The organism is Dechloromonas hankyongensis (assembly GCF_022012295.1).
In the GTDB taxonomy this organism is placed as follows: Bacteria; Pseudomonadota; Gammaproteobacteria; order Burkholderiales; family Rhodocyclaceae; genus Azonexus; species Azonexus hankyongensis.
Genome location: NZ_JAKLTN010000001.1, coordinates 268,492 through 289,861, shown reverse-complemented (window position 1 = coordinate 289,861; position 21,370 = coordinate 268,492). Strand labels below are relative to the sequence as shown.

18 protein-coding genes, 1 other RNA gene and 2 riboswitches are annotated in these 21,370 nt (G+C 66.6%); of the genes, 9 read left to right on the top strand and 10 right to left on the bottom strand.

The features are described from left to right. Positions 1–53: 53 nt before the first annotated feature. The 9 genes from LZ012_RS01390 to LZ012_RS01350 form a co-directional block, all read right to left on the bottom strand. Positions 54–2,153: a TonB-dependent receptor gene (locus LZ012_RS01390; RefSeq protein WP_275706762.1), complete on the bottom strand. Its 2,100-nt coding sequence runs from the start codon at positions 2,151–2,153 to the stop codon at positions 54–56. A gap of 70 nt (positions 2,154–2,223) precedes the next feature. Further along, positions 2,224–2,430, bottom strand: a riboswitch (cobalamin riboswitch). Between the two features lie 45 nt (positions 2,431–2,475). Beyond that, on the bottom strand, positions 2,476–2,796 hold the full coding sequence (locus tag LZ012_RS01385) for a DUF2149 domain-containing protein (protein ID WP_275706760.1): 321 nt from the start codon (positions 2,794–2,796) through the stop codon (positions 2,476–2,478). Next, entirely contained in the window at positions 2,793–3,236 is a 444-nt protein-coding gene (locus LZ012_RS01380; protein ID WP_275706757.1) for a MotA/TolQ/ExbB proton channel family protein, read from the bottom strand. Before LZ012_RS01380 ends, LZ012_RS01385 begins: the two co-directional genes overlap by 4 nt. Then, a complete protein-coding gene (locus tag LZ012_RS01375; RefSeq protein WP_275706755.1) occupies positions 3,229–7,575 on the bottom strand; it encodes a cobaltochelatase subunit CobN in 4,347 nt (1,448 codons plus the stop codon). Before LZ012_RS01375 ends, LZ012_RS01380 begins: the two co-directional genes overlap by 8 nt. After that, complete coding sequence (locus tag LZ012_RS01370) at positions 7,572–9,191, bottom strand: adenosylcobinamide amidohydrolase (protein WP_275706753.1); 1,620 nt, start codon at positions 9,189–9,191, stop codon at positions 7,572–7,574. Before LZ012_RS01370 ends, LZ012_RS01375 begins: the two co-directional genes overlap by 4 nt. Before the next feature lie 11 nt (positions 9,192–9,202). Beyond that, the gene (gene cobO / locus LZ012_RS01365) at positions 9,203–9,793 is read right to left on the bottom strand and encodes a cob(I)yrinic acid a,c-diamide adenosyltransferase (protein WP_275706751.1); all 591 of its coding nucleotides are present in this window, start codon (positions 9,791–9,793) and stop codon (positions 9,203–9,205) included. 4 nt (positions 9,794–9,797) lie between these two features. Continuing rightward, a complete protein-coding gene (locus tag LZ012_RS01360) occupies positions 9,798–10,565 on the bottom strand; it encodes an ABC transporter ATP-binding protein (RefSeq protein ID WP_275706749.1) in 768 nt (255 codons plus the stop codon). Then, positions 10,562–11,539 carry a FecCD family ABC transporter permease gene (locus LZ012_RS01355; protein WP_275706747.1) on the bottom strand — a complete coding sequence of 326 codons (978 nt, stop codon included), beginning with the start codon at positions 11,537–11,539 and terminating at the stop codon, positions 10,562–10,564. Before LZ012_RS01355 ends, LZ012_RS01360 begins: the two co-directional genes overlap by 4 nt. 5 nt (positions 11,540–11,544) lie before the next feature. Next, positions 11,545–13,383, bottom strand: coding sequence for a TonB-dependent receptor domain-containing protein (locus LZ012_RS01350; RefSeq protein ID WP_275706745.1), 1,839 nt, complete (start codon positions 13,381–13,383; stop codon positions 11,545–11,547). Between the two features lie 104 nt (positions 13,384–13,487). Beyond that, positions 13,488–13,694: riboswitch (cobalamin riboswitch) on the bottom strand. Between the two features lie 115 nt (positions 13,695–13,809). Between LZ012_RS01350 and LZ012_RS01345 the strand changes: the two genes are divergently transcribed. The 5 genes from LZ012_RS01345 (at position 13,810) to LZ012_RS01325 (ending at position 15,872) form a co-directional block, all read left to right on the top strand. Beyond that, on the top strand, positions 13,810–14,007 hold the full coding sequence (locus tag LZ012_RS01345; RefSeq protein WP_275706743.1) for a hypothetical protein: 198 nt from the start codon (positions 13,810–13,812) through the stop codon (positions 14,005–14,007). Between the two features lies 1 nt (position 14,008). Beyond that, complete coding sequence (locus tag LZ012_RS01340) at positions 14,009–14,344, top strand: cell division protein ZapA (protein WP_275706741.1); 336 nt, start codon at positions 14,009–14,011, stop codon at positions 14,342–14,344. Between the two features lie 28 nt (positions 14,345–14,372). Then, a non-coding RNA gene (ssrS, locus tag LZ012_RS01335) (6S RNA) lies at positions 14,373–14,552 on the top strand. Positions 14,553–14,628: 76 nt separating this feature from the next. Further along, the gene (locus LZ012_RS01330; protein ID WP_275706738.1) at positions 14,629–15,075 is read left to right on the top strand and encodes an EVE domain-containing protein; all 447 of its coding nucleotides are present in this window, start codon (positions 14,629–14,631) and stop codon (positions 15,073–15,075) included. Continuing rightward, positions 15,072–15,872 (top strand): sulfite exporter TauE/SafE family protein, encoded by an 801-nt coding sequence (locus tag LZ012_RS01325; RefSeq protein ID WP_275706736.1) that lies wholly within the window; start codon positions 15,072–15,074, stop codon positions 15,870–15,872. The genes LZ012_RS01330 and LZ012_RS01325 overlap by 4 nt, the downstream gene beginning before the upstream one ends. Positions 15,873–15,891: 19 nt before the next feature. On the opposite strand, the gene LZ012_RS01320 is transcribed toward LZ012_RS01325, so the two are convergent. Beyond that, on the bottom strand, positions 15,892–16,578 hold the full coding sequence (locus LZ012_RS01320; RefSeq protein WP_275706734.1) for a GntR family transcriptional regulator: 687 nt from the start codon (positions 16,576–16,578) through the stop codon (positions 15,892–15,894). A gap of 195 nt (positions 16,579–16,773) precedes the next feature. On the opposite strand from LZ012_RS01320, the gene dctP reads away from it, so the two are divergent. Genes dctP through mdcA form a run of 4 tightly spaced genes read left to right on the top strand, consistent with a single transcriptional unit; the run spans position 16,774 to position 21,370 of the window. Further along, positions 16,774–17,799 carry a TRAP transporter substrate-binding protein DctP gene (dctP, locus tag LZ012_RS01315; RefSeq protein WP_275706732.1) on the top strand — a complete coding sequence of 342 codons (1,026 nt, stop codon included), beginning with the start codon at positions 16,774–16,776 and terminating at the stop codon, positions 17,797–17,799. Next, positions 17,796–18,347 (top strand): TRAP transporter small permease, encoded by a 552-nt coding sequence (locus LZ012_RS01310; protein WP_275706730.1) that lies wholly within the window; start codon positions 17,796–17,798, stop codon positions 18,345–18,347. The genes dctP and LZ012_RS01310 overlap by 4 nt, the downstream gene beginning before the upstream one ends. Before the next feature lies 1 nt (position 18,348). Next, on the top strand, positions 18,349–19,704 hold the full coding sequence (locus tag LZ012_RS01305) for a TRAP transporter large permease (RefSeq protein ID WP_275706728.1): 1,356 nt from the start codon (positions 18,349–18,351) through the stop codon (positions 19,702–19,704). Between the two features lie 13 nt (positions 19,705–19,717). Next, positions 19,718–21,370 (top strand): malonate decarboxylase subunit alpha, encoded by a 1,653-nt coding sequence (gene mdcA, locus LZ012_RS01300; protein ID WP_275706726.1) that lies wholly within the window; start codon positions 19,718–19,720, stop codon positions 21,368–21,370.

Sequence of the window (21,370 nt, the reverse complement as noted above, 5' to 3'; positions counted from 1 at the left end):
GCGGCAAGCCATTCGGCATGTCCGCCCTGGATAAACCACGTCCCGACGCCCGCCTAGAAGCTGGCGCGCAGTCCGATGCGGAAGGTGCGCGGCTCGAGCGGATGGACCAGACGGCCGTCGATGGCCGTGCCCGCGCCGCAGCCGCCGCTGCCGCCAATCGCTTCGTTGCGGGTGCAGGCGCCGCCCCAGTATTCGATGTCGTTGGCCTGCTTGTCGAACAGGTTGAGGACGTCGAGCGTGACCTGCAGCTGCGGCGTGATGCGGTAGCCGGCCTTCAGGTTGGCCATCCAGAAGGCGGCCGATTTCTGTTCGCCGGTTTCCTCCAGCGCATAGGCGCCCAGGTAGCGCAGGCGCAGCCCGCCGAACCACCGGCCGCGGTCGGCGATCAGGCCGAGCGAAGCGGTGAGCGGAATGGCGTTGGGAACGCGCCGGCCGCCGTTGTCCGGGTTGGCCTCCTTGAAGCGGGCCTGCGACCAGGCGATGTCGGCATCGACGATCCAGCCGTCGGCCGGCGTGATGTAGTTGGACCATTCGATACCGTGCCGGCGCGAGGCGCCCTTCGGCTCGGTGATACCCTCGTCGCCGATGAAGACCAGTTCCGAGGCGAGGTCCATCTGCCATACCGACAGGCTGCTGTGCCAGCCCTTGAGCGGCGCGGTGCGCACGCCCAGTTCGCTGCCCTTGGCCTTGACGATCAGTGGCACGGCGTCGACCGCGCTGCCGTCCTGCGGATTGCTGCGCGCCGTCGTGCCGCGCGCATCGTTGCTGTGGAAACCGCGGCCCCAGTTGGCATAGAACTCGGTCGGCCCGAGCAGGTCGAAGGGGCCGAAGACCAGGCCCACCTTCGGGCTGGTCTGCCCGACCGAGGCGTCGCCGCCGTTGCTCATGTTGAACTGCCCGGCCAGCGGCGTGACGCGGGCGTCGATCTGGTCGCGGCGCAGGCCGAGCGTGCTGCGCAGCCAGGGGGTCCATTGCGTGCGGGCGTCGAGCAGGAAAGCGAGGGCGGTTTCGCGGATGCGGTCCTCGCGGATGGTCTGCGTGCGCTGGCGGTTTTCGGTGGCGTACAGGCCGAGCAGGCCGATGCGGTCCTGGCGCAGCTGGGCGCCGACGCTCAGCTCGGTGTCCTTCCATTGCGGCCCGAGGAACCAGCTGTGCTTGACCTGGCCGCCCCACAGCGTGCGCTCGTCGGCCTGCTCGTGCTGGTCGCCCTGCACGCCGTTGATATAGCCGGACGGATTGGCGAAGTAGTTCAGGCCGTAGTCGATGACGTAGAGATTGAGCTTGCTGGCGCCGGCTTCGGTGGTCCGCGCCCAGTCGCCGGACAGGCTGTGGCGGTGCGTGCGGCCGCCGTCGCTCGGCGACAGGGCGCCGTAGCGGCCGATTTCGCCGCTCGTGATGGCGCGTTCCGGCACATGCTCGGTGGCCGTCCAGTCGGCCTTGTAGCCCATGCCGGTGAGGGCGAAGCCGTTGGCCGCGCTGCCCGAGGTCAGTCGCAGCACGCCGTTGTATTTTTCCAGGTTCTGCGGCTGGTTCCAGGGGCCGTCATAGCCGCCGACTTCGACTGCGCCGAGCAGGTTGAGGTCACCGAGACTCTGCCCGCCGGCGGCGAGCAGGCGGCGGAAATTGTGCTGGCCCATGCCGAGTTCGACGAAGCTCTTGTCCAGCTTGCGCAGGTAATCGATGCGCGCCGCGCCGGTGGTGGCGAAATCGCCGTCCTCGACGGCATAGACGCCCTTGCGGTACTGGATGCCGCCGATTAACTCGGGGATCAGGAAATTGAGATCCATGTAGCCCTGGCCGTGGGCGTGGCTGGCCATGTTGACCGGCATGCCCATGACGTGGGTGGCGAAATCGCTGCCGTGGTCGAGATTGAAGCCGCGCAGGAAATATTGGTTGGCCTTGCCGTCGCCGGAGTGCTGGGTGACGATCATGCCGGGCACCGTTTCCAGCCCCTCGGCCGGGCGCAGCAGCGGCCGGTTGGCCAGCTGTTTGGCGGTGACCGTGCCTTCGGTGGCCGAATCGGCGACACCGGTCAGGTCCTTGCTGCCGCTGGCGACGGTGACCTCCTGCAAGGTCGGTACGCCGGCGGCGTGCGCACTGCCGACGCTGCCCAGGGCGGCGAGCGCGGCGGGGAAAAACAGGCGATGCTGCATGGTGAAACTCCATCGAACGACCGCCCGCATTCCCGCAGCCGGTCCGTTGCAATCACTGCCGCATGAGGCGGACAGCACGAAGCGACAGGCCGGTCTCCGGGCTGGCAAGTCTTGACGCACCGCCTTCCCAAGTTTTCACTCAGTGGCTTCATGGCGCATCCGCACTCGCTTACCGTTGCGGGGGCAGCCGGGGCATTGCGATCGCTCGGATCGCGCACCCCGTTCCCGTTTCACCCGCCGCCGTATGGCGGCGAGCACCTGTTGCGTGTTTCCGGCGTACTGCTCTGTGCGTCCTGCCGCCGGAAAGGCAGGCGCAGCATTCCTACGGTTTGGCCGGTTCGATCAGCACCAGCTTGCCGGTCTTCGGGTCGCGGAACACTTCGCCGACCCGGTCGTAGCCGCTGCCGGCCTGCTGGGCGCCGACGGCGGGGCGCTCGATTTCCTGGCCCTTCTCGACCGGCTGCGGCACCTTCAGGGCGCTTTGCGTGCCGGCGGCCAGCGCGGCGAGCAGGCCGCAGGCGAAGACCAGCATGACGTCGACCAGATTGACCAGGCTGGCGCGCGGGTCTTCGTCGTGGTCGTCGAAGCGGGCGTCGAGCTTGGAATAGAGGCGCAGGCGCTTTCTCGGCTGCAGGTCGCTCATTGGCCGTCCTCCATGGCTTCCAGCGCTTCCTCGTACCAGCGGCGGCGCAGCTTGCCGACGACCAGGCCGCCGATGCCGGCGACCAGGCCGAGCACGGTGGCGTCGAAGGCGACGGTGACGGCGCTGGCCAGCTGCGCCGGATTGCCCTGGCCGAGCGCGGCGAGGCCCGGCCCGAGCGGGATGATGGTGGCCATCAGGCCGAGCATGGGCGGGATGCGGGCGAGCAGGTCGGCGCGTTCCAGCCGGTGGCGGGCGATTTTCTGCAGGGCGCCGACGTCGCCGGCGGCGCGCAGGCGGGACAGGCCGCCGAAACGTTCGCCGACGGCGATGCCGGCTTCGATGGCGGCCACGGCACAGGCGAAGAGCAGGGCAGCAAGGGCCGGGGTGAGCAGCCAGGTGACGGCATCGTGCAGCCAGGCAAAGGAAGTGGCGTCAGACATGGGTTTCTCCGGAAGAAAGGCGGTGGGCGTACAGGCCGCGCCACAGGCCGAGGGTGAACAGGGCCAGCGTGGCGGCCAGCAGGCCGAGGATGTGGAGCAATCGGTCGGCGATGGACGGGGTGTCGGCGACGGCTTGCAGTTCGTAATAACGGGCGACGGGTGCCGTTTCAGGCGTGGCTTGCTGCGCCCGGTCAGGGGCAGTGCCAGGCGCAGCGACGGATGACGCCGGGCGCGCGGCCTTCTGTCCGGTGGCATTCGCCGCCGGGGTCGGCAGCAGGTCGCCGCGCGCCTTGGCCAGCGTGACGCCCAGCGCCTGCGCATCGGCTGCGTCGAGCTGCGGAGCCAGCCATTGCCACATCGGATGGTTGGGCGCGGTGTGGCCGCTGCCGGGCAGGCCATTCTTGGCGACCAGACGGGCCAGCTCGCCGCCCAGCTTCTTGATGGTCGCGGAGTCGGTCTGCCAGAAGCCCTTTTCGGCCGCGACCATGAAGATGGCCAGCATGTGCGCCTTGACGTGGGCGTTGTGGCCCTGGCCGAGGAATTGCGGCAGGCCCAGCTTGTGGGCGTCATCGAAATACACCGATTTGACCTCGTCCCAGGCCCAGTTCTTGACCAGGTCGGGACGCGTCACCTGCCAGCCCCAAAGGTTTTCGAGGAATTCGGTGCCCATCGTGCGCGCACCGGCATAGCCATGACCCATCAGCGGCTTGAGCCAGGCCGGATTGAGGAAGCGACCGCGCAGTTCGCTCAGCAACGCGCTGGCCAGCGGCTCGACGTCTGCCCGGCCCGGCTCGGCGTGCTGCAGGACGTAGGCTTCCGGCGGACGGCCGGTCCGTTGTTCGATGGCCATCGACAGGCCGCCAAGATAGTCAAAGGCGTCGTTGTTGTCGAGCAGGCCGTACAGATTGCTGGCCCGGCCGTGGTAGGTACGGGCAATGCCGTCGAGGGCGGTGTCGAAGGCGGCATGGGCGGCTTCGCCGCTATCGTCGAGGCCGTAGGCATGACCCATGCGGTTGCGGTAGGCGCGGCCGATCTCGTCGCGTTCGCGCCAGGCGCCGGAACGCTCGGTCAGGCGATTGACGCCGGTACCGTAGGCGCCAGGCGCATCGCCGAAAATGCGCTGGGCGGCGGCGCGGCCGGCTTCGGCGGGCGGCAGGCCGGCCTGTTCGAGGGCGGCCAGGCGGACCAGCCATTCGCGGGCGACGCGGTTGTTTTCCGGCGCTTCGCGGCCGCGGCTGACCGTCGGCACCGGCGCCAGCGCCGCGTCCAGGGCTTCCTTCAGCTCGGGGTGGCGCTCGGCCAGGCTGGCGGCGGAGGCGGCCAGGGCCAGGCGGCCGGCACGGTCGATCAGGTTGATCAGGTTGGGGTAGAGGTCGCGGAACAGGCCGGAGGCGGTGACCACCACGTCGCGGCGCACGGCGTCGGGCTTGAGGCGCACGTCGGTGACGATGCCGCGGGCGTTCCATACCGGCTCGGCGCCCATCAGGGCGAGCGCGAAGCCGACCATGACGCCTTCGTCGCGCACGGCGTCGGAAGCCCACAGGATGATCCCCTCTGAACCTTGCTCATTGCGGCCGCGGGCCAGCGCCTTGGTGGCGAGATCGCTACCCAGCCGGTAGCCGAGGTGGGTGGGCAGGATGTCGCCATCGACGGCGTGGAAATTGCGGCCGGTGGGCAGCGATTCCGGCGAGCGCAGCGGGTCGTTGCCCTTGCCCGGCGGGATGTAGCGGCCGGCCAGCCCGGCCAGCAGGCCCTGCATTTCGAGGTGGGGCGAATCCTTGAGCTTTTGCGCCGTCACCGGGTCGTCGATGCCGCCCCTCTTCATCGAGTCGAGCATCAGATCGAGCGATTGCTGCGTCCACGGCCGGCCGAAGACGTGCAGGCCGTAGGGCATGAACTTTTCCTGCAGCTTGGTCAGGTAATGGCCGACCTCGTGTGCCAGCAGGTCGTCGTCGGCCGCCTCGAAACCGATGCCGCGCACCTGCAGCACGTCGGCCATCGAGGCTTCCAGCTCGGCCTTCAGGTTCAGTTCGACCACCTTCTCGCGCATGGTCCGCGCCGCCTGCAACTTCAGCGATTCGGACGAAGCCGCCTCGTAACTCTCGACGATCTGCCGGAGAACCAGCAGCTGGTCGTAGAGCGGCGTCGCGGCGAGCGGCGGCGTCAGGTGGTCGACCATCACCGCCAGCCCGCGCCGCTTGGCCTGGGTGCCCTCGCCGACGCCGTCGACGATGTAGGGGTAGATGCCGGGCAGGTCAGAGGCGATCAGGCTCGGATAGTCGTCGGCGGCCAGGCCGACCGCCTTGCCGGGCAGGAATTCGTAGGTCGAGTGGCGGCCGACGTGCACCACGGCATCGGCCCGGAACGTGTCGCGCAGCCAGTGGTAGAAGGCCAGGTACTGGTGCGGCGGCGTGACGCTGGTGTTGGCGTGCAGCAGTTCCTCGTCGACTTCCCAGCCGCGCGGCGGTTGCGGGCCGACGAAAACGTTGCCGAAGCGCAGGCCGGGGACCAGCAGTTTGCCACTGTCCACCATGATGCGGCCGGGGGCGGCGCCCCAGCCCTTCATGCCTTCGATGCCATAGCCGGTCAGGTGGCGGACGAACGGCGCCAGGGCCGCACAGCGTCGGTTCGGCTTGTCGGCCAGGCAGGCCTGGTAGCCGGTTTCGAGCGCCTTCAGGTCGCGGATGGCCTTGTCGCGTTGGGGATGGTCGGCACCTTCGACCAGGTGGTGCAACTCCTTCAACACGGCATCGACCCGCTTGCGGCCGACCGCCCGTTCGCCGGCCACTTCCGCTTCCAGCACCTCGGCGTGCAGGCGACCGAGCGGGCCGTTCGTCATTTCGTCGCGGACGCGCGGCGGCAGCGTGGCGAACCACCGGGCGTAGTCGGCGGCCGGCACGTGGGCGACCGACTGCCCCAGTTCACGCAGCGCGGCGCGGTCTTCCGGCAGGTTCACGCCGTGCGCCATGATGCGGTCGAGCAGCGCTTCCGGCGAGGCGGGCAGTTCCCCGGTCGCGTACCCGGCGGCCTGCAGCGCCTTGAGCATGTCGAACAGCGAATTCGGCACGTCGAGGTTGTCGGCGCCGATGTTCTGGCGGCCCGGCGGGTGGTTGTAATAGACGATGGCGACGCGCTTGTCGGCATTGGCCTTGGCGCGCAGGGCCAGCCAGCGGTCGAGGCGGGCGGCGAGGCGGTCGATTTCGGCGGCGAGCATGACCGGCGGCCGGGTCTCGATGCCGGTCAGGCGGTCGGCCTGCGCCTTGCCCAGTGCCGAGACGACGATGGGCTGGCCGCTGCCTTGCAGTTCGGGCAAGGCGATGCGGTACTGCACCGAGTCGGCCGGCAGGCCGTCCGGCGACAAGCGCCATTGCGTGACGCCGCGCTCGGTCAGGCGGACGGCCTTGAACACCGGCACGTCGAGTTGTTTGAGCGCTTCGCTGACCGCCTCGCGCCCTTCGGCGGCGCCGACGACGAAATCCTGCAGCACGACCAGCGCCGCCGGTCTGGCCGGGGCGATCAGTTTGGGCAAGCCCTCCAGCGCCTGGCGCGAGGCGCCGCCCCAGCGCGGCAGGACCTGCACGCAAGGCTGGCCGCGCCGCTCGACGGCGGCGCACAGGGCGGCCGGGGCGGCGGCTTCTATGTTGGCGAGGTCGAGCACGACGACGGTGGGTTTTGCCGACAAGCCGAGCTGGGTGCCCTGGCCCCAGGCTGCACTATCGTTCAGTTCGTGCGGGCCGACCCGGACGCGCAGCGTCGGCTCCGCCTGGATGGCGGCCAGCGCCTGGCGTGGCGCGAGCAGGTGGGCGAACAGGGCCTGCGTGTTGTTGGTGCCGCCGGCCTGCCAGATGCGGCGGGCGGCCAGCCAGCGGCGGGTGGCGGGGTTGGCGGCGGCCGCACTGAGGGCTGCGGCGGGCGGATTTTCCAGGGTCAGGTCACGCAGCGTTTCGCCGGGAAAGCCGGCCAACGCCCCTTCGGCGCTGCGCGACATCAGGCTCAGGCCGGCCTCGCCGTTCATGGCCAGCAGTGTCATCTGCGGCCGGGCGTGGCGGGCCAGCGCGTCCTTCAGCTTGCGCGCCGGGTCGCCGAAGACGGAAACGGCCAGCACGCCGTCGGCCTTGCCCAGCCACTGCGCCACCTGTCGGTCGCTGGCAGCCATCAGTTGCGCTGGCGTGCGCAGCTCGATACGGTCGCCGGGATGGCTCGCGAGGTGGCGGTGGGCAGCTTCGATGGCGGTCGGCGCGGCGCGTTCGGTGACGATGCCGAACAGGGTCGCGGCCGCAGCGAGCAGGGGCACACTGCCGAGCAGCAGGCCGGCCAGGGTGTTACGGAGCAAGTTCATGGCGCCGGCTGGCTGAAACCCTGCCGACGATCCCAGTCGACGAAGAACAGCCGCGTCTGTTTGGCGGCAAAAACGAAACGGCGCTCGCCGCCGGTTGCAATGACGCTTTCGCCGGTCGAGAAATCGAGTTCCGGCTCGCGGCCGGTGCGGTTGTTGACGACCAGCGGTAGGCCGGTTTCGGCGCTGCGCCGCTCCCAGACATCGCCCGGCCCCATGCCGTCCACCGGCGGCCAGGCGGATGGTGCGAGCAGGATGGCGGCCCCCTGCTCGCGCAGGCGGGCGGCCGGTTCCGGTCGCCAGGTATCGGCGCAGATCAGCACACCGACCGGAATGCCGTCGATGACGAAGGGTGCGCCACCGGTGCCGGCTGTGGACCACGCCTCGACGCTGCCGACCGGGCGCTGCTTGCGGTAGGTGCCGCGCAGCGTGCCGTCGCGGTCGATGACGGCGACGCTGTTGTGCAGCTTGTCGCTTTTGGCGTCGCGCTCGGCAAAGCCGACGAAGAGCGCCACGCGGTTGTCGCGGGCGATGGCGGCCAGCTTGCTCATCCAGGCGTCGGGATAGGGGGCGATCCAGTCGGTGCCGATGCGCTTGGCGAAGTTGTAGCCGGTTTCGGCCAGTTCGGGGGTGACGATCCAGTCGGCGCCCCGGCCGATCGCCTCGCCGATGCCGGCCTCGATGCGGGCGCGGTTGCCGGCGATGTCGCCGGGCACGGCATCGAGATGCAGCAGGGCGAGACGCAGGGATTCCGGCGCCTTGGGCGGCGTTTCGGTGGTCGCCGCGAAGCGCTGGCTGCCGGGCAGGAACAGGCCGTTCTGCTTGCCGAGCGCGGCGATCACAGCCTCATGGCTGGCCTTGCCGATCAGTTCGCCGATCCGGCTGTGGCCGCCGGTGTAGCTGGCCTGCGGGCCCTGGATGCCGGAGACGACGATGATGCTGTCGGTGCCGGTCCCCGTCGCCTGCACCGCCGGGGTGTAGGTGCTCGCCACCTGGAGGTCCTGCAGGGCGGCGGTCTTGCCTTCGGTGACGGTGATCAGGGCGCGGGCCAGCGCGGCGTCGGTGAGCCGGATGTTGGTCAGGACCAGGATGTTGATGGTGCCGGCCGGCTCGCTGCCCTCGATGTAAGTGCCGGCGTCGACGCCGGTGCGGATGGCGTTGGATTTGGCCCCCGCGGTGGCCAGTACGGTCACCGTCAGCAGGCCGTGGCGCTTGGTGACCACTGCCAGGTTGTCCATGTCGGCGGCGGTGGCCATGTGGGCAACCGCCGATTTGGCGAGTTGCAGCTCGCGGGCCGTCCCGGTATGGATGTATTCGCCATAGGCCTTGCCGCCGCGGCCATCCCGGCCCATGAACTCGATCCCTAGCTTGTGCCAGAGCTGCGGGTGGCCGGCGTGGTTCAGCGCGGCCCGGGCGTCGAGCAGGCCGTCGGAGGTCGACAGCGTGCGCCGTGCCTCGGGGAAGCGGACGACCAGCCGCTTTTCCCAGTAGCTGTCGCGTTCGCCGCGCAGGATCTGCGCTTCGGCCCGGACGTCGGCTGGCAGGTCGATTTCGCCGGCGTGGGCGATGGCCGATAGCAGGAGGAGGCCGCACAGGGCCAGGCGGCGGAGGGCGTTCACCGGGAGCGGTCTCAGAATTCGAGGCCGGGCATGGCCTTGATGCCGCCCTGGAAGGCGTGCTTTTCCATGCCGATGTCGCTCACCGTGTCGGCGGCATCGCGCAGGGCTTGCGGCGCGGCGCGACCGGTGACGATGACGTGCTGCATGTGCGGCCGGGAGAGCAGCTTGGCGATGACGGTATCGAGATCGAGCCAGCCGTACTTGAAGGCGTAGGTCATTTCGTCGAGCACGACGAGGCCGATGTCCGGGTTGCTCAAATGGCCGCAAGCGACTTCCCAGGCGGCCTGCGCCGCCTTGGCATCGCGCTCCTTGTCCTGCGTTTCCCAGGTGAAGCCTTCGCCGCCGACGTGCCAGGCGACGTTCGGCTGCTGGCGGAAGAAGGCTTCTTCGCCGGTGTCCGAGCGGCCCTTGACGAACTGCACGACGCCGACCTTCAGGCCGTGGCCGAGCGCCCGGGCGACAACGCCGAATGCGGCGCTCGACTTGCCCTTGCCGTTGCCGGTGTTGATCACCAGCACACCGCGCTCTTCCTGCGAGGCGGCGATCTTGCTGTCGACGACGGCTTTCTTCTTCTGCATGCGTTGTTCGTGGGTAACGGTCATTGTTCTACTCCGGGATGAAACAGCGATGGCCACGGTCTTCGATCTGCCGCAGGCCGTAGCCGTAGAGTTCGGACAGCGTTGCCGCCGTCAGGATGTCGTCGACCGAGCCCATTTCGGTCCGGCCGTCGCCATGGACGAGCAGGGCGCGGTCGCAGAAACGGTGAGCCAGCGCCGGGTCGTGCAAGACCATGACGACGCCGGCGCCACAGTCGCGGGCCGCGCCGGCGAACAGTTCGAGGGCGGCCATCTGGTGGTTGAGGTCGAGATGGGACAGCGGCTCGTCGAGCAGGTAGAGCGGCGCCGCCTGGGTGAGCAGCGTGGCGATGGCCAGCCGCTGGCGCTCGCCGCCGGACAGGGTGTGGATCTGCCGCGCCTCCATGCCGGCCAGACCGACCGCCTGCAGGGCGCTGCAGGCCAGATCGGCGTCCTTGGTGCTTTCCCAGTCCCAGCGGCCGAGATGTGGGTGGCGCCCGGTCAGCGCGGTTTCCAGTACGGTCGAGCCGAAGGGGTCGTTCTGGAACTGCCCGAGCCAGGCTCGGCGCAAGGCAGCCTGGCGCGGGTGCAACAGGGCAGCATCTTCGCCATCCAGCAGGACGGCGCCAGCGGCAGGCTTGCGCAGGCCGGCCAGCACCGAGAGCAGCGTCGATTTGCCGGCACCGTTACGGCCGAGGATGGCCAAGCGTTCGCCGGCGGCCAGGCTGAGGTCGAGGCGGTCGATGATCGTTTTGTCGCCGATGGTGACGCGTAGTTGCCGGGCTTCGAGCAGGCTCATTTCGGTTGCCTCGACAGCAGGAAGAGGAAGACCGGCACGCCGATCAGCGCGGTCAGCACACCGACCGGCAACTGTTGCGGCGCGATCAGGATGCGGGCCAGCGTGTCGGCCACTACCAGAAGCGAACCGCCTGCGAGGACAGAGGCTGGCAGCAGCAGGCGCTGGTCGTTGCCGGTGGCGAGGCGCACCAGGTGCGGTACCACCAGCCCGACAAAGCCGATCGAGCCGGCCGTCGTCACCGACGCCGCCGTGGCCAGCGAGGCGAGCAGGTAGATCGCATAGCGCAGCCGGTCCACCGCCACGCCCAGTGCCTGGGCCTGCATCATGCCGCGCGACAGCAGGTTCAGCTCGCGGGCGAAGGGCATGGCCAGGGCCAGCGCCACGCCGAGGGCGAGCAGGGCCGGCCACCACTGGCTGCTCTGCCCGAGGTCGCCCATCAGCCAGAACAGCATGCCGCGCAACTTGTGCTCATCGGCGATGGCCAGCATCAAGGCGACCAGCGCGCCGCAGCCGGCGGCGACGATGACGCCGGTGAGCAGCAGGCGGGTCTGCGTCCAGCTGCCGTCGCCGTGCGCCAGCCCAAAGACGATGAACATGGCGCCGAGCGCCCCGACGAAGGCCAGCCCGTCGATGCCGAGCACCGGCAGGCCGATCAGGATGGCGAACATCGCCCCCACCCCGGCGCCGCCGGAAATGCCCAGCACGTAAGGATCGGCCAGCGGGTTGCGCAACAGCACCTGCATCAGCGCACCGGCCAGCGCCAGCAGGCCGCCGCAGGCAAAACCGGCGATGGCACGCGGCAGGCGCAGCTGGAGGACGATCTCGCCACCCCCGCCGTCGCGCCCGAGCAGTGAGGTGAATACATCGATGTAGGAAACCTTGAAGCTGCCGACCGTCAACGCGAACCCGAAGCTCGCCAGGGTGAGCAGGACGAGGCTGGCGAGGATCAGGAAGGCGCGGTGACGGGTGGGCATGGGGCTTATTTCGGGCTGTAACGAATACCGACGAAGGCGTTGAAGCCCGGTGTGCCAAAGTCGCCAACCAGTTCGTAATTCTTGTCGAACAGGTTGTTGACGCGGGCGAAGGCACTCCAGTCCTTGGCGAAATGATACGCGCCATAGAGGTTGGTCAGGCTGTAGCCGCCCAGTTTACGGGTGTTGGCATCCGTGTCGTAGCTGTGGTCGCGAGCTTGCCATTCAACACGCCATTCCCAGGGGCCGATTAGCTGTCCGACGTTTACGCCGCCGTAATTCTGGGCGCGGCGGGCCAACTGATTTCCGGTCGCTTTGTCGCGCGGGTCCAGATAGTTGTAGTTAGCACCCAAAATAAAGGAATCAACCTGCCCTTCGTAGGCCAACGTGTAACCTTCCAATTCCGCAGTGCCAACGTTCCCCGGCGTGGTGACGCCCGACCAGGAAATCAGGTTGGAGACCCGGTTCAGGAAGTAGGTTAATGACACATGGTGGCTGCCTGTTTCGAAGTGGATCGCCGCCTCCCGGTTATGGGCGAATTCCGGACGCAGGTTGGGGTTGCCCTGGAAGCCGAAGCTCAGGGGATAGTATAGGTCGTTGAACGACGGTGCCTTGAAGGCGGTGCCGTAGCCGATGTTGGCGCGCCAGTTTTGGGTAAAGCGATAGCCATAGGCTGCCGAACCGGTCGTCTTGCCGCCAAATTGCGAGTTGTCGTCGTAGCGCACATTGGTTTGCAGGCTGTGGCCTTGGAAGCTTGCATTCCAGCCGGCCAGAACGGAGTCGATGCTTCGGCTGCTGACGCGGAAATTGCCTGTCCCGCTGACATTCTGGTCCAGACGCTCGACGCCGAGCAGGAAATTGCCCACGCCGGTTTTCAGGTCGTTTTGCCAGAGATACTGGTCCTGGTCAGTACGGAACAGGCTGCTCTGTACGCCATTGGTCAGGTTCTTCGAGTCATCGGTGCTGTGGCCGAGACGTACGGTACTGGTCCAGTTTGAGTTGAACTGGTTCTTCAGGTAAGTGCTGAAGCTCGATAGGGAGAGCTGATTGCGATAATCCTTGGCAGCCGTAGCTCTTGATGAGCCGCTGTCGTACAGGTTCGTTCCATCGCTGTGAAAGAACTGCGCACCGATTTCATGCCCCTTGGCGATGTCGTAGGACAGGGCGCCGCTGACTGTCTGGAAATTGTAACCGTCACGATCGGGGTTGTAGGACGAATTGCGCGGATTGCGGATATTGCTGAAGCCGTCGGTGGTGTAGGCCGACACATCCAGCGCGTAGTGGAATCTGGCGACGCCGCCGGAAAAGCCGACGTTTCCTGCATAAGTGTCGTAGGTGCCGCTGCCGACTTCGGCATGGACGCGCATGGGGCCATCACCACGCCGGGTGAAAATCTGGATAACACCGCCGATGGCGTCGCTGCCATAGAGCGACGAGGCGGGACCACGCAAAATCTCAATCCGGTCGATCAGGCTGGCCGGAATCCGTGACCAGGAGGACATTTGGCCGAGGGACGCAGAACCGACTCGCATCCCGTCGATCAGGACCAGTGTGTGGCCGGAACTGGTGCCTCGCATCAGCACGCTGCCTGTGGCACCGTTGCTGCCGCTGGTCGAGAATTCGATGCCCGGCTGGCGCGACAGGATATCGCCGACAGTCGATTGGCCTGCCTGGCGGAGCTCTTCGCTTTCAATAACCGAGATATCGGAAAGCAGTTCGGAAGCCCGCATTGGTTGGCGCGTGGCGGTCACCATTACCGGGTCGAGACTGGCTAATTGCTGAGCGGTTGCGGAAATCGAAAAACAGAGGGGCAGCAGGGCTGCGAGAGGCTTGAGATGCGAATGCATGGCTTTCCTTCGTCCGGCAGGCGTCCCCGCATGCCGGTGGTTCAATGACAAGGAAGCGATGGGGAGAAAAAGGCCAAGATACAGGCGCCACCACCCCGTGGCACTTCCACTATTTGTCCCAGGCCGGTATCCGGGCTCGCAAGTCTTGACGTATCGCCTTCCCAGGTGAAAACCCAGTGGCTGTGTGATACGCCCGCACTTGCTTACCGTTGCGGGGGCAGCAGCGGAATGGTCTTGTTGGAGACGCACCGCTTTCCCGTTTAACTGCGCTTGGAGAGTCCGCACGCAGCACCTGACACGGCGCGCATTCTACATTCATCCGTGCTGCACTGCATCAGGGAACTGACGGCGAACTGCTATAAACCACTTTGAGAATAAAGGCTTAGTCCTTGACCATGCGGCGTTTTTGACTCTATAGTGCGCGCCATGAACGTCGAATTAGAATCGCTCGAAGCCAAGATCGAACAGGTCGTTGCCCTGGTGCACCAGTTGCGTGCCGAGAACGAGGTTTTGCGCAACCAGATGGCGGCGGCTGAGGCCGAACGCCTGCATCTGCGCCAGACGATGACCGCCGCGCGCGAGCGTCTCGAGGGCCTGATGGACAAGATCCCCGAGGATGCCTGAGATGAGCCTGGAGCCGAATTTTCTCGACGTGAAGATCATGGGCCGCGAATACCGCGTCGCCTGCGCGCCGGAAGAGCGTGATGCCCTGCTCGCCGCGGTCGATCTGGTCGACGGCAAGATGCGCGACATCGCCCAGCGCACCAAGAACACTATCGCCGAGCGCGTTGCCGTCATGGCCGCGCTCAATATCGCGCACGAACACCTGTCGGCCGCCGGCGAGGGGTTGCCGACAGAATTTGCGGAAGCGGTTGATACTTCCGAAACGAAGCGTAGAATCGGTGACATGGGAGCGCGGCTGGATGCCGTGCTGGCACCTCAGCAACGCTTGGACATCTGACCGGTCGTTGCGGGCGTCACCCGCCGAGTGTTCCCTGCGGTGTTTGTTAAGGCCATACATTCCTTGAACCAATGCTGATTGGCATCGGTTGCGGACCGTTGAAACCGTTGTTGTGCGCACTCTTCGCGAGCGTGCCTGAAGCGGGAGGAACGCAGCCACTCTGAACCCAGGTTCAGGATGCCGGCCTGACGGCACTTGCGGGGACCTTTGTTGTAAGCAACGGGTGGCAGATTCGTCTGCCACCCGTTTTTATTTCGAGAGGTACGGCGATGCACTACTGGCTGATGAAATCGGAACCCGACGAGGTATCGATCGACGATCTGGAAAAGGCCGGGACGGTGCCGTGGTTCGGCGTGCGCAACTACCAGGCGCGCAATTTCATGCGCGATGCGATGAACATCGGCGATCTGGCTTTCTTCTACCATTCCGGTTGCGCGGAGCCGGGCATCGCCGGCATCTGCGAGGTCTGTTCGGAGCCTTATCCGGACGCCACGCAGTTCGATCCGGCCAGCCCCTACCACGACCCGAACTCCACGCCGGAGCAGCCGCGCTGGCTGTTGCGAGACGTTCGCTTCGTCAGTAAAGGGCGTTATGTGGCGCTGGCCGAACTGCGCAGCCGGCCGGAACTTGCTAACATGCGCCTCCTCGCTCGCGGCAACCGGTTGTCGATCACCCCGGTGACGGCCGACGAGTGGGCTTCGATCAACCGCCTCATGGCAGAGAATTCATGACGATCTGGTGGCTTACCTACCCCTTGCTGGGCATTTTCGGCGGCTTCGTGGCCGGCCTGTTCGGGGTCGGCGGCGGCCTGACCCTGGTGCCCTTCCTGTACATGCTGTTCGTGGCCCAGGGCTTTCCGGCCGAACACGTCATGCACCTGGCGCTGGGGACTTCGATGGCCACCATCGTCTTTACGTCGATTTCCAGCATGCGTGCCCACCATGCCCACGGCGCAGTGCGCTGGGACATCGTGCGCAGCATGGCGCCGGGCCTCGTGCTCGGCACTTTCGGCGGTTCGCTGGTCGTCGGCCAGGTGCCGACCGGGCCGATGACGGCCATTTTCGTGATCATCGTCTACTACGCCTCGCTGCAGATGATGCTTGATTTCAAGCCCAAGGCGCATCGCCAGATGCCGGGCGATGTCGGGCGCTTCGCCGTCGGCGGCCTGATCGGCGTGGTGTCCAGCCTGGTGGCGGCGGGCGGCGGCTTCCTGTCGGTGCCCTTCATGCTGTTCTGCAACGTGGCGATCCACCAGGCCGTCGGCACCTCGTCGGCGCTCGGCTTTCCCATCGCGGTGGCCGGCGCCATCGGCTACATCGTCGCCGGCTGGAACGACGCCGGCCTGCCGGCCCATACCTTCGGCTACATCTACCTGCCGGCCTTCGTCGGCATCGTGGTGATGAGCATCACGCTGGCCCCGGTCGGTGCCAAGCTGGCGCACCGCCTGCCAGTGAAGAAGCTGAAGCGGATGTTCGGCGCCTTCCTGGCTTTCCTCGCCACCAAGATGCTGTTCAGCCTGCTCGGCTGAAATCGCTGACTACGCCGGCTCAGGCGCCGGCGTTGAAATCGCGCAGGGTGGCGACCAGGTCGGCGAAGCGTTCGCCCTGCACCGTCACGTGTGAGCGCAGCAGGGCGGAGGCCAGTTCGCTGTCGCCCTTGATAATGGCATCGACGATGGCCTGATGCTCGTTGAACGACGTGTTCATCCGGTTGCGCACGCGTAGCTGCAGGCGCCGGTAGGGGCGCAGCCGCCGATGCAGGGCGGTGGCCTGCTCGACGAGGAAGCTGTTGTGGCTGGCCTCGTAGATGCGCTGGTGGAAAACCTCGTTCAATTGGTAGTAGACATCCGGCTGGCCGGCATCCCGCGCCGTTTCGCAGGCGCGGTGGGCTTCCTGCAATTCGTGCTGTTCCGTCGGGGTGATTCGGCGGGCGGCCAGGCGGCCGCACATGGCCTCCATTTCGGCCATCAACTCAAACATTTCGCACACCCGATCGGCGCCCACTTCCGGCACCGTCGCGCCGCGCCGCGGCCGGATTTCGATCAGGCCGGCCGAGGCCAGCTGGATCAGCGCTTCGCGGACCGGGGTCCGCGAGACCCCGAAAGTGTTGGCCAATTCCTGCTCGTCGAGGCGAGTGCCTGGCGGATAGACCCCGGTGACGATGCGTTCCTCGATCTGCTCGCCCAGCCTTTCGGACTGGCGGGTGGCGGGGGGAAGTTCGGCGGGGTTGTTCATGATCGGAAATCCTGCAACGGGCGTTGATTGAATTATACGAAATTAGTTGACGAGTATTCAACAATTCCATATCTTGTATACACAACGGTGATATTTGAACACAAACAAGATGAGTCCTGTATTCCGCTTGCCCGGATGAGCAGACCAGCGAGGGTCACCGACGATTGCAGTGTCTATCCATCTGGAGGAGAAACCATGAATGAGACTCGCCGCAACATCCTGAAGGGCTTGGCAGCCGCCCCTGCCCTGGCCATGTCCCCCAACCCGCTGTGGGCGCAAGCCGCCGGCGAACTGAAGATTTCCCACCAATTCCCGGGCGGCACGGCGACCGAAGGCGACTTCCGCGACCGCCTGTGCCGCCGTTTCTCGGCCGAAATCGCCAAGCGCAGCAACGGCGCGCTGAAAGGCACGGTCTATCCCGGCTCCTCACTGATGAAGACCAACGCCCAGTTCAGCGCCGTGCGCAAGGGCGCCCTGGACATGACCCTGGTTCCCCTGTCCTACGCCGGCGGCGAAGTGCCGGAAACCAATATCGGCCTGATGCCGGGTATCGTCACCTCCTATGAGCAGGCGGTGAGCTGGAAGAAGGCCGAAATCGGCAAGGCGCTGAGCAACATCCTAGCTGACAAGGGCGTGCTGGTCGTCAGCTGGATCTGGCAGGCCGGCGGTGTCGCCAGCCGGGTCAAGCCCATCGTTGAGCCGGAAGACGCCAAGGGCCTCAAGGTCCGTGGCGGCAGCCGCGAAATGGACATGGTGCTGAAGGCAGCCGGCTCCACCGTGCTGACCCTGCCCTCCAACGAAATCTACGCCGCCATGCAGACCGGCGCCCTCGACGCAGCGATGACCTCGTCCACCAGCCTGATCTCCTTCCGCCTGGAAGAAGTCGGCAAGGCGCTGACCACCGGCCGCGGCAAGACCTATTGGTTCATGTTCGAGCCGCTGCTCATTTCGCGCGCCGTCTTCGAGCGCATGCCCAAGGCCCAGCAGGACCTGATCATGACCGTCGGCGCCGAGATGGAAGCCTTTGCGCTGGAAGGCGCCAAGGCCGACGACCAGGCGGTCGCCGCGGTGTACCAGAAGGCCGGCGGCAAGGCCTACGACATGACCGACGCCACCGTGAAGAAATGGCAGGCCATCGCCCGCGACACGGCGTGGAAGGACTTCGCCGGCAAGAACGAAAGCTGCGCCCGCATCCTGAAGCTGGCCGAGGCGACGCTATGAGCCACGGTTTCGAACTGGAAGGCGCCGTCAAGGCGCCCGAACTCCCGGTCGCCGGCCTCCTCGGCGGCATCAACCGCCTGCTGCAGGGCCTCAACACGGCGATCATGTTCCTGTCGTCGATCGCCCTGCTCGCCGCTTCGCTGATCCTGTGCAGCAGCGTCTTCCTGCGCTATTTCCTCAAAATCCCGACCGACTGGCAGGACGAAATGTCGGTCTTTCTCTTGGTCGGCGCCACCTTCATGTGCGCCGCCTATGTCCAGTCGCAACGCGGCCATATCGGCATCGAGGCGATCGCCAGCCTGTTGCCGCCGCTGGTCAACCGCATTCGCCTGATCTTCTGCGACCTGGTGTCCTTCCTGTTCTGCAGCTTCTTCTCGTGGAAATCGATGCTGCTGCTGCACGAAGCCTGGGTCGATGGCCAGACCACCTCGTCCGCCTGGGCGCCTCCGCTGTGGATTCCCTACGGCTTCATGACCCTCGGCATGACCCTGTTGTCGCTGCAGCTCCTGCTCCAGCTGGTCGCCGGCATCGTTCGCAAGGAGAACTGAGATGGCCGAATCCACCATCGGTATTTTGTACGGGCTGGGCACCCTGGTCGTGATGTTCTCCGGCATCCCGATCGCCTTCGCCCTCGGCACCATCGCCGTGCTGTTCATGTTGATGTTCATGCCTGCCGCCGCCACCGACACGATCACCCAGAACGTGTTCGAGGAAATGGCCAACATCACGCTGCTCTCCATTCCGCTGTTCATCCTCAAGGGCGCCGCCATCGGCCGCTCAAGGGCCGGCGCCGACCTCTACCTGGCGATCCACGCCTGGATGCACAAGATTCCGGGCGGCCTGGGCATCGCCAACGTCTTCGCCTGCGCCCTGTTCGCGGCCATGGCCGGCTCCAGCCCGGCGACCTGCTCCGCCATCGGCGGCGCCGGCATCCCGGAAATGCGCTCACGCGGCTATTCGCCGGGCTTCGCGGCGGGCATCATCGCCGCCGGCGGCACGCTGGGCATCCTGCTACCGCCGTCGATCACCATGATCCTCTTCGCAGTCGCCGCCGAGCAGTCGCTGGGCCGCCTGTTCCTCGCCGGCATCGGTCCCGGCCTGCTGCTCGTCGTCCTCTTCGCCGGCTATGCCGTGGTCCGTTTCCGCCAGGAATACAGCGAGGCGCTCGACGTCTGGCATTCGGGCGGCGCCAAGTCGGCCTACCTCGACGAAATGCGCATGACCCGCGCTGACAAGACCCGCATGCTGCCGCGCGTCATTCCCTTCGTGCTGCTGCTGATCGGCGTCATGGCCGCGCTCTACGGCGGCTACGCGACGCCGTCGGAAACCGCCGGTCTCGGCGGCATCCTGGCCCTCGCCCTGATCGCCGGCATCTACGGCGTGTGGCGGCCGAGCCAGCTGAAGCCGATCCTCAACAGCACGCTCAAGGAATCGACCATGTTGATGTTCATCATCGGCATGTCGCTGCTCTATTCCTACGTGATGAGCTACCTGCACATCAGCCAGTCGGCGGCCGAATGGATCGTCGCCATGCACCTGTCGAAGTGGCTGCTGCTCGCCGCCATCCTGGTCTTTGTCGTCGTGCTCGGCTTCTTCCTGCCGCCGGTGTCGATCATCCTGATGACCGCGCCGATCATCCTGCCGCCGCTCAAGGATGCCGGTTTCGACCTGATCTGGTTCGGCATCGTGATGACGGTAGTCATGGAAATGGGCCTCATCCACCCGCCGGTCGGCCTCAATATCTTCGTCATCAAGAACGTCGCGCCGGACATCCCGTTGAAGGACATCGTGTGGGGCGTCATGCCCTTCCTCGCCCTGATGTTCCTCGCTGTGCTGCTGCTCTGCATCTTCCCCGGCATCGCCACCTGGCTGCCCGACCTGATCATGGGCGCCGCGAGCACCTGAAAGGCCGAAGATCATGAACGCACCTCTCCATCGCGAATGGGACACCTTGCGCCAAAGCCGGGCGCGCCGCCTCGAACGGGCGGCGAGCCTGGGCTGCGGACGCGAAATCCCGGCCGACCGCATCATCGACCTGCTCGAAGCCGTCATCCAGCCCGGCGACCGCGTCTGCCTCGAAGGCAACAACCAGAAGCAGGCCGATTTCCTCGCCGAGTCGCTGGCCGACTGCGACCCGGCGCGTCTCCATCACCTCAGTCTGGTCCAGTCAGTCCTGGCTCTCCCCAGCCATGTGGACCTTTTCGAGCGCGGCCTGGCAAACCGCCTCGACTTTTCTTTCAGCGGCCCGCAAGGCGCCCGGCTGGCCAAGCTGGTCCAGGAGCAGCGCATCGAGATCGGCGCCATCCACACCTATCTCGAACTGTTCGGCCGCTACTTCCTCGACCTGACGCCCAACGTCGCGCTGATCGCGGCGCAGGCGGCGGATGCCGAGGGCAACCTCTACCTAGGGCCGAACACCGAGGACACGCCGGCCATCGTCGAGCCCACCGCCTTCAAGGGCGGCATCGTCATCGCCCAGGTCAATGAGCGCCTCGACAGGCTGCCGCGTGTCGACGTGCCGGCCGACTGGGTCGATTTCACGGTCAAGGCACCGCGCCCGAATTACATCGAGCCGCTCTTCACCCGCGACCCGGCACAGATCACCGAGGTCCAGGTGCTGATGGCGATGATGGCGATCAAGGGCATCTACGCCGAGTACGGCGTGACGCGCCTGAACCACGGCATCGGCTTCGACACGGCGGCGATCGAGCTGCTGCTGCCGACCTACGCCGCCGATCTCGGCCTGAAGGGCAAGATCTGCACGCATTGGGCGCTGAACCCGCACCCGACGCTGATTCCGGCCATCGAATCCGGCTTCGTCCAGTCGGTGCACAGCTTCGGTTCGGAAGTCGGCATGGAAGCCTATGTCGCCGCCCGCTCCGACGTCTTCTTCACCGGTGCCGACGGCAGCATGCGCTCCAACCGGGCATTCAGCCAGACGGCCGGCCTCTACGCCTGCGACATGTTCATCGGCTCGACCCTGCAGATGGACCTCGCCGGCAACAGCTCGACGGCGACGCTGGGCCGGATCACCGGCTTCGGCGGCGCGCCGAACATGGGTTCCGACCCGCATGGCCGCCGCCACGCCAGCCCGGCCTGGCTCAAGGCCGGGCGCGAGGCGGCCGGGCCGAACGCCATTCGCGGCCGCAAGCTGGTCGTGCAGATGGTCGAGACCTTCCGCGAGCACATGGCGCCGGTCTTCGTCGAGGAACTCGACGCCTGGAAGCTGCAGAAAACGATGGGTGCCGAATTGCCGCCGATCATGATCTACGGTGACGACGTCAGCCACATCGTGACCGAGGAAGGCATCGCCAACCTCTTGCTCTGCCGCACCCCGGAAGAGCGCGAACAAGCGATCCGAGGCGTCGCCGGCTTTACGCCGGTCGGCATGGCCCGCGACAAGGCGATGGTCGAGAACCTGCGCGACCGCGGCATCGTTCGCCGCCCCGAAGACCTCGGCATCGACCCGCGCCAAGCCAGCCGCGACCTGCTCGCCGCCCGTTCCGTCAAGGACCTGGTGCGCTGGTCGGGCGGCCTGTACGCCCCTCCTTCCCGCTTCCGCAACTGGTGA

What these genes read in the sequence shown, in the direction of transcription:
- LZ012_RS01375 (WP_275706755.1), bottom strand. Translation starts at nt 7,575, where the DNA reads ATGAACTTGCTCCGTAACACCCTGGCCGGCCTGCTGCTCGGCAGTGTG.
- LZ012_RS01325 (WP_275706736.1), top strand. Translation starts at nt 15,072, where the DNA reads ATGACGATCTGGTGGCTTACCTACCCCTTGCTGGGCATTTTCGGCGGC.
- LZ012_RS01390 (WP_275706762.1), bottom strand. Translation starts at nt 2,153, where the DNA reads ATGCAGCATCGCCTGTTTTTCCCCGCCGCGCTCGCCGCCCTGGGCAGC.
- LZ012_RS01385 (WP_275706760.1), bottom strand. Translation starts at nt 2,796, where the DNA reads ATGAGCGACCTGCAGCCGAGAAAGCGCCTGCGCCTCTATTCCAAGCTC.
- LZ012_RS01350 (WP_275706745.1), bottom strand. Translation starts at nt 13,383, where the DNA reads ATGCATTCGCATCTCAAGCCTCTCGCAGCCCTGCTGCCCCTCTGTTTT.
- LZ012_RS01360 (WP_275706749.1), bottom strand. Translation starts at nt 10,565, where the DNA reads ATGAGCCTGCTCGAAGCCCGGCAACTACGCGTCACCATCGGCGACAAA.
- LZ012_RS01310 (WP_275706730.1), top strand. Translation starts at nt 17,796, where the DNA reads ATGAGCCACGGTTTCGAACTGGAAGGCGCCGTCAAGGCGCCCGAACTC.
- cobO (WP_275706751.1), bottom strand. Translation starts at nt 9,793, where the DNA reads ATGACCGTTACCCACGAACAACGCATGCAGAAGAAGAAAGCCGTCGTC.
- mdcA (WP_275706726.1), top strand. Translation starts at nt 19,718, where the DNA reads ATGAACGCACCTCTCCATCGCGAATGGGACACCTTGCGCCAAAGCCGG.
- LZ012_RS01320 (WP_275706734.1), bottom strand. Translation starts at nt 16,578, where the DNA reads ATGAACAACCCCGCCGAACTTCCCCCCGCCACCCGCCAGTCCGAAAGG.
- LZ012_RS01305 (WP_275706728.1), top strand. Translation starts at nt 18,349, where the DNA reads ATGGCCGAATCCACCATCGGTATTTTGTACGGGCTGGGCACCCTGGTC.
- dctP (WP_275706732.1), top strand. Translation starts at nt 16,774, where the DNA reads ATGAATGAGACTCGCCGCAACATCCTGAAGGGCTTGGCAGCCGCCCCT.
- LZ012_RS01345 (WP_275706743.1), top strand. Translation starts at nt 13,810, where the DNA reads ATGAACGTCGAATTAGAATCGCTCGAAGCCAAGATCGAACAGGTCGTT.
- LZ012_RS01340 (WP_275706741.1), top strand. Translation starts at nt 14,009, where the DNA reads ATGAGCCTGGAGCCGAATTTTCTCGACGTGAAGATCATGGGCCGCGAA.
- LZ012_RS01330 (WP_275706738.1), top strand. Translation starts at nt 14,629, where the DNA reads ATGAAATCGGAACCCGACGAGGTATCGATCGACGATCTGGAAAAGGCC.
- LZ012_RS01380 (WP_275706757.1), bottom strand. Translation starts at nt 3,236, where the DNA reads ATGTCTGACGCCACTTCCTTTGCCTGGCTGCACGATGCCGTCACCTGG.
- LZ012_RS01355 (WP_275706747.1), bottom strand. Translation starts at nt 11,539, where the DNA reads ATGCCCACCCGTCACCGCGCCTTCCTGATCCTCGCCAGCCTCGTCCTG.